The sequence below is a fragment of the Aporhodopirellula sallentina SM41 genome (genome assembly GCF_000346505.1).
Taxonomy (GTDB): Bacteria; Planctomycetota; Planctomycetia; order Pirellulales; family Pirellulaceae; genus Rhodopirellula; species Rhodopirellula sallentina.
On record NZ_ANOH01000462.1, the window covers coordinates 34875 to 41053 of the forward strand.

Here is a 6179-nt window from a genome sequence, read left to right on the forward strand (position 1 = left end):
CACACCAGGCCCGCGGTCAATGACGTCCCCTCATCATCGCTCGTCTTTTTATCGCATCGCGTTCGGCCAGACTGCATTTGTGAACGCGTTGTTGGTCCATGGTGCGACGGCAACGCGAGTGGGCGCCTTGGTGTTGGCGTTCATCGCCACTCCTCTGCTCGCTCAGCAAACGGTTTACCTCGACGAGGGATATTCGCAGACCAGCCATCATGCGACGTTGGTGGCTCCTCCGCCGATCTCGACCCAGCAGGCGATTATGAACGCGCCGCCGATCGAAAGTCGACCGGATTTGATTGCCTCGTCGAGACGTTATCCGGCAACGTCGTATTTTGAGAGTTCGCTCGATGATTCACGTGGCAGCATCAATCGAGCGCCGCGATATGGATCCAACGGGATGGAAACGGCGAGTGAAGTCGCCTCGCGTTTTCGGCGTCTATCTGAAACCGCCCCGGAGCCCGTCGCCAACGTCGCCGCCCAAAATGCGAGCTACGTCGAACAATGGATCGAACTGAATGCGTTGCAACGAGAGTTATCCACCCGTGTCGACGAGGCCAACGCGAAACTCGATCGCACGACAACGGATCTCAACGATATCACGGCGAAACTGCATCACTACGGGCTGACGCCCACGATCGGGATGTTGCTCCGCAGTCGACGGGAGCAACTCGATCAGTGGCAGGTCGATGATTCGTCGAATTTGTTCGCAGGCCAAGAGTTGGCTCGCTCCCGTGCTCAGCAGCTCGAAATCGAGATGGTGCGGCACGACGGTTCCCATCCGGAATTGCACGCCCGGGAGTTGTTGGATGCCGCGGGGATCGCATCGGCGACGTCTGACTATCCGCGTCTGAATTATCAACTGCAAGACCTTCTCGAGGAACGACATCAATGGCTCGCCAGCCTCAAACAAGGCTACCAGGATTACCAGCAAAAGCTCGGCGAGTTGGATTCCACCACCGCGGCGGCGGCCAGCCTCGCGGATCGCTATCGTGCGTTGATCGACCGACACATCACATGGATTCGCAGTGGCAACCCGTTGTCGATCGGTGACCTCAAACGGTTGGGGCAAGGCGCGTCGGCGTTGTTTGACTCTTCCCGCAGCGCCGCGTTTGGATATTCCGTTCAGCGAAAGTGGGAATCGAGCCCCATTGAGGGAATCGGGCTAATCGCCTCGGTCGTCATCGTTTTGCTTTTGCGATGGCGGGCGAAAGTCGTCTTGGTTGGCGTTGGTGAACGTCGACGGATGAAGGATGCTTCGCCTGAGATGCGAAAGGTCGTCGCGAGCGTGTTGACGGTACTCGTGGCGTTTGCGATTCCCGGAGCCCTTTACCTGATCGCCCGCTGGCTAGGAAACGGGTATGTGTCGGAGTCAACTCTGACGGCGTCGAGCGGAATCTACGCGGCGAGTTTGGTCGCGTTGATGGTCGAACTTCCGCGACAACTCTTACGCGGTTCGGGGTTTGTCGACAAACACGTCGACGTGGAATTGCCTCGACGCGAGCGAGCATCGACTTACCTCAAAGTGATCGGGCTCGGTTTGGTATTGGCGGCGTATGTCGTCACGCTCGTCGGCGAAGTGGATCATGGAGCGTGGCGCGACTCGACGGCTCGGCTCGGCTTCCTCTTGTCGATGGCTTTGGTGGCGTGGACCTTTCACCTCGCCTTGCGACCGGTTGGTGGATTCCTCGAACCGTTGATCGCCAAGTTCGGCGGAAGTGTGATTCATCGGCTGCGGTTTGTGATCTACTTCGCCGGCATCGGATTCCCTCTCGTCATGATGGTGTTGTCATCGCTCGGGTATTCGTTCACCGCGTGCGAGCTGATTCAGAAAGCCATCTTCACGCTCTCAGGATTGTTGGTCGCGGCAACGTTGTGGCCGGCGGTGAAAATTCTGTCGTCTCACTGTTGGGGAATGCTGACCGGGACAGCCCCGACTAAGCCGGAGCGTGATCGGTACGGCGAGTTGCCCGATACGTCGGGATCATCGGTGACCGGCGTCTTAGGTGAACACTACCTGGAATTGAAACACCACCTCGCGTTCCTGTGCCAGTGCGCTCTCGTGTTCACTGCGATTGTGGGCATCGGTTGGTTATGGATCGACATTTTTCCAAACGTGCGGATGGGCAATCCTGTGGTTTGGAGCGTCGAAGATACCGTCACTAAAACGACGATGGACGCCAGCGGGCAGATGGTAGCCAGCACGGTGGTCGAGACGACTCCCGTCACGGTCGTGCACTTGTTGGCCGCTGCGGTGACGCTGTTTGTTGCATTCCAGTTGGCGAAATTGCTACCCGCGTTGTTTGACGCGTTGGTTCTGCAACGCGTGTCTTTTGACGAGGCGATGGAACATTTCTCTCTCGTCCTCGGGCGGTTTTTGTTGTTTGGCGTCGGGTGTTTGATCGCGTGTAAGTGGATCGGCATTCGATGGCAAACCATTCAGTGGTTGGCGGTGGGACTCACCATCGGACTCGGCTTTGGGCTGCAGGACATGGTTCGCAACCTGTTCGGCGGACTGATCGTGCTATTTGAAAAGCCCGCGCGTTTGGGCGACTTCATCACGGTCGGGAATGTCAAAGGACGGGTTGCCGCGCAGCGACTGCGAACGACGGTGTTGTCCGACGACGACGGCCGCGAAGTCATCATTCCCAATCAGAACTTTGTCGATTCGGAAGTGGTCAACTGGCGAGGCGCGGGCCGTCTGAGCGCGGTGCCGCTCGAGGTTGCCGTGAGCCGAGACGAGCGGCCCGCGGACATCTGTCGTACGCTCACTGAACTCGTGATCGAACAAGACGAAGTGCTGCTGACGCCGACTCCGCAGGCCACGTTGGTTTGTGTCGGAAAGCGTTCGCAGCGGATCGAGGTGCGAGCATGGATCGAAGAAGGACGCGACGCCGAGAGCTATCGCGACTCCCTGCTGCGGATCGTTCGGCGTTATCTCTCCGAACGGAACCTGCTCGCCAAGTCGCAACCGACCCAGCCTCCGATGCTCGACCAGTTTGACGCACTGACATCGGATTCGCGTTCCACGCGATCCAAGCGGCGACGGGTCGCCTAATGCTTTCATGTCAACTTGGTCTTCGGGCGTGGACGGGGCAACGAGTCCTTTCCCACGCAAGGGACTCGTTGCCTCGTCCACTACCAAATGCTGCACTCAATCAATCGACGTCCCTGGCAGCGTCCTCTCACGACTCAGTGCCGGATCGGGACGACGGCATTCCATGTGCTACCGATCCGAATCTCATCGAACGCCGCGATAGCGGTCGCGTCTGACCACAGGCGAATCTGGTCGATCACGCCGTCTTGTTCGAGCGGTTTTCCGGTGACATCCCACAGGACCGGTTCGCATGCCGCCGGCGGGTCTGATTCCGAATAGGCGTTTGCAAAGATGTGATCAGGTCCGTCGCGATGCAGTTCGAGTTTGAGCACGATCAGGTAGGTCGTATCGGGATCGAGGTTGCGACCGCCGGCGTGTTCCGCTCCGCTGAAGAGAGTCAGGTTTTCTCGCATGTCGATTGAAACGCCGAAACGCTTGATGTCGAAGCCCGAACGCAGCGCGAGCCCAGCTCCGCAGCGGTCGTCGCGGGGAGACTGAATCACACGTTTTCGCATCACGAAACTCAGGTAGACGTTTTGGTCCTTCGCGACATCAATCGGTTCTGCGAGCGTGCGAGCGGAGACCGACGCGAGCGAAACAACCGTGTGCTTGGGGGTAATTGGCTGCAACCACGCCGGTGCGTTCAAATAGCCGCCCTGGCGAATGACGCCGCTCGGTGGGAACAGCGGGTTGGAGTGTTTGAACCACGGCACGCTCCATCCGATGCCCCCGGGGTCCTTCTGCATCACGCCGAGAGGGTACTCGAACGATTCGTGAACCGTCGGTTGGTCATAGTCGTCCCGGCTGTTGATTCGCGTCGCAAACGCACGAAGTGTATCCAGGTGGTCGGCGTCGCCCTTGAGTGTCATTCCGTGGTTGTCCGATGGGGAACGGAACCGAACGGATTTGCCTTCGGCCAACATCGAGCGTCCTGAATTGGATGCGCGTTCACGCGGCAGCCACGTGACGGCTCCCTGTAGAACCGTGACATTGCTTTGCCCGTCCGAGTCTACCGACACGGCAAACTCCGTCCCGATGTCAACGACGTTGGTGGTCGGGGTTCGCAGTGTGAATCCGAGAGCCTGATCGTAGGCTTTGGCGAGCACCGTACCTTCGAGAACGGTCATCGCGCGATCGGCATCGAGCGTCGCACGCACCGGACGTTCACGTGCATCGAGGATCACCACCGCCCCGTAAATCGAATTGAGACGCGCGACACCTTTACGCAGATGGATGTGTCCGAAATCGAACTGGTCGCCGATCTGAACGTCCATGTCCCAGAGAGCGTCCTCCTGATACGTCACCGTCATGACGTTTTCGAAGTCCAGAAACGAGGACTGGTCCGGCCGTGACAGGATGGGTTTGGAACTATGGGTGGCCAACTGAACCGAAGCCTGGTTCGTGTTGTATAAGAGGGTAGAGTAAACAACCGATACGCCGATAATGGTCGCCGCCAACATCAACACCCACGGACCGAGGAACGCATGTTTCTCGCTCTGCTTACTTGCCGAGTTGCGGCCGGTTTTGACCGCGGACGGATCCAAGGCGGGGTTCGAACCGGATGACGAGGACGGGTCGAAACGGATCGCTGTGTTGCGAACCTGAAACTCTTCCTGCAACATCGCGTCGAATTGAAGCGAGCGAACCGCGACGTATCGCAGCCCTTTATCGTTTCGCAGTAGGTCGTTGAGTTCGTCGATCTGTTCGGCCGTCGCGTCACCGCCCTGCGAAATCTGAAGGAGTTCTTCGACTTTCCTGCTCGGTTCGTTCCGGTTCGGTTCGATCCAGCTCTGTTCGTCAGATTTCATGTCAGGTGTCTATGTTGAGTGAGACAAGCTGTTGAGTAAGGCAAGCTCGGTTGGATGTGATGCCCATGTCCGCACTACGAATTCATTTCGTTGGAGGCCAGTCGTTGGTCGATGCATTTTCGCAACGACTTTCGACTCCTCATCATCAAACTTTTGATTGCATCGATCGTCTTGTTGGTGGTGTTGGCGATCTGTTGCAACGAAAAATTTTCTGCGTAGCGAAGTCCGAATACGTGGCGGGTATCGTCGTCCATCTTCTCCAAGCATCGATGAAGTGCTTGCTGTCGATCGGGCCATGACTCCATGTCCGTGTCGGCGATCTCGCACAGCATGTCGACCACATCGGTGTGAAAGACGACGCGTTCACGTTCACGACTTCGGTCTCGCAAAAATCCGAGTACTTCGTATCTCGCAACACCGAACGCCCAGGGCAAGAACGGGGAGCCGTCGCGGTATTGTGACGCTTTCTTCCACAGCGTGAGGTTTGTTTTTTGGAGCACGTCCTGTGCGTCGTCTCGGTTACCAAGCGCTGAAAACACGAAGCCTTTTAATTGGCTTTGGTGCATGGTTAGGAGACTAACAAACTGTTCACTGACCTCGTCCGATTCCGGCATTACGTTCTCTAACTGCTCGCGTTCCATGGCGAGTCACCACCACGAAGCTCTATAGGTTCTTGGTCTATAGGGCGGGCGACTCATGGTGGCGACAAAAGCTATCGCCACGAATACTGAAAAGGTGTCATCTATTCTAAAGGAAATTGCCAAAGGTTGGACTTCTTTCCGTTGTTTCCAAAGTTTCGGCGTTTTCCGTGCCACCTCCGCAAAGTAACTGGAGAATACCACTGAGAGCCGGCAATGGTTGCTTTTTGCGAATTGTTATCACGCGAGAATCCGACCCGAGTCAGTGACTTATCACAGATGTCAAGAAATCCTCTGCGTGCAACTCTATGGATTTTCTTGTTTTTCTCTATTCACTTTTCGTTCTATAGGAATCAATTCAATGCGGAAGAATCAAACAACCCGTTCGGGGTTCACGTTGGTTGAGCTGTTGGTGGTGATTGCCATCATCGGCGTCTTGGTTGGGCTGCTTTTGCCTGCTGTTCAGGCCGCCCGTGAAGCGGCTCGTCGCATGAGCTGCAGCAACAACTTCAAACAAATCGGCCTCGGTATCCACAACTACCACAGCGCCTACAACAATCTGCCCGGCCACGGTATCGGAACGATGGATGCATCGATTACGGCGTGGTGGCACGGGTCGAACGCATCGAACGCGATGCGGTT

At 56.9% G+C, this 6179-nt stretch carries 4 protein-coding genes; 2 read left to right on the top strand and 2 right to left on the bottom strand.

Going from position 1 to position 6179, the window contains the following annotated elements:
- Positions 1–19 precede the first annotated feature (19 nt).
- Positions 20–3052 carry a mechanosensitive ion channel domain-containing protein gene (locus RSSM_RS30095; RefSeq protein WP_008688866.1) on the top strand — a complete coding sequence of 1011 codons (3033 nt, stop codon included), beginning with the start codon at positions 20–22 and terminating at the stop codon, positions 3050–3052.
- A 134-nt stretch (positions 3053–3186) separates the two neighbouring features.
- Here the strand turns inward: RSSM_RS30095 and RSSM_RS30100 are convergent, their stop codons facing one another.
- Positions 3187–4899 (bottom strand): FecR family protein, encoded by a 1713-nt coding sequence (locus RSSM_RS30100; RefSeq protein ID WP_008688868.1) that lies wholly within the window; start codon positions 4897–4899, stop codon positions 3187–3189.
- Positions 4900–4973: 74 nt separating this feature from the next.
- A complete protein-coding gene (locus RSSM_RS30105; RefSeq protein WP_008688871.1) occupies positions 4974–5513 on the bottom strand; it encodes a sigma-70 family RNA polymerase sigma factor in 540 nt (179 codons plus the stop codon).
- A 385-nt stretch (positions 5514–5898) separates the two neighbouring features.
- Between RSSM_RS30105 and RSSM_RS30110 the strand changes: the two genes are divergently transcribed.
- A partial coding sequence (locus RSSM_RS30110; protein WP_008688876.1) for a type II secretion system protein occupies positions 5899–6179 on the top strand: 281 nt, incomplete at its 3' end.

Excerpts from the sequence above, each read along its gene's own strand:
- RSSM_RS30095 (WP_008688866.1), top strand. The coding sequence starts at position 20 with ATGACGTCCCCTCATCATCGCTCGTCTTTTTATCGCATCGCGTTCGGC.
- RSSM_RS30100 (WP_008688868.1), bottom strand. The coding sequence starts at position 4,899 with ATGAAATCTGACGAACAGAGCTGGATCGAACCGAACCGGAACGAACCG.
- RSSM_RS30105 (WP_008688871.1), bottom strand. The coding sequence starts at position 5,513 with ATGCCGGAATCGGACGAGGTCAGTGAACAGTTTGTTAGTCTCCTAACC.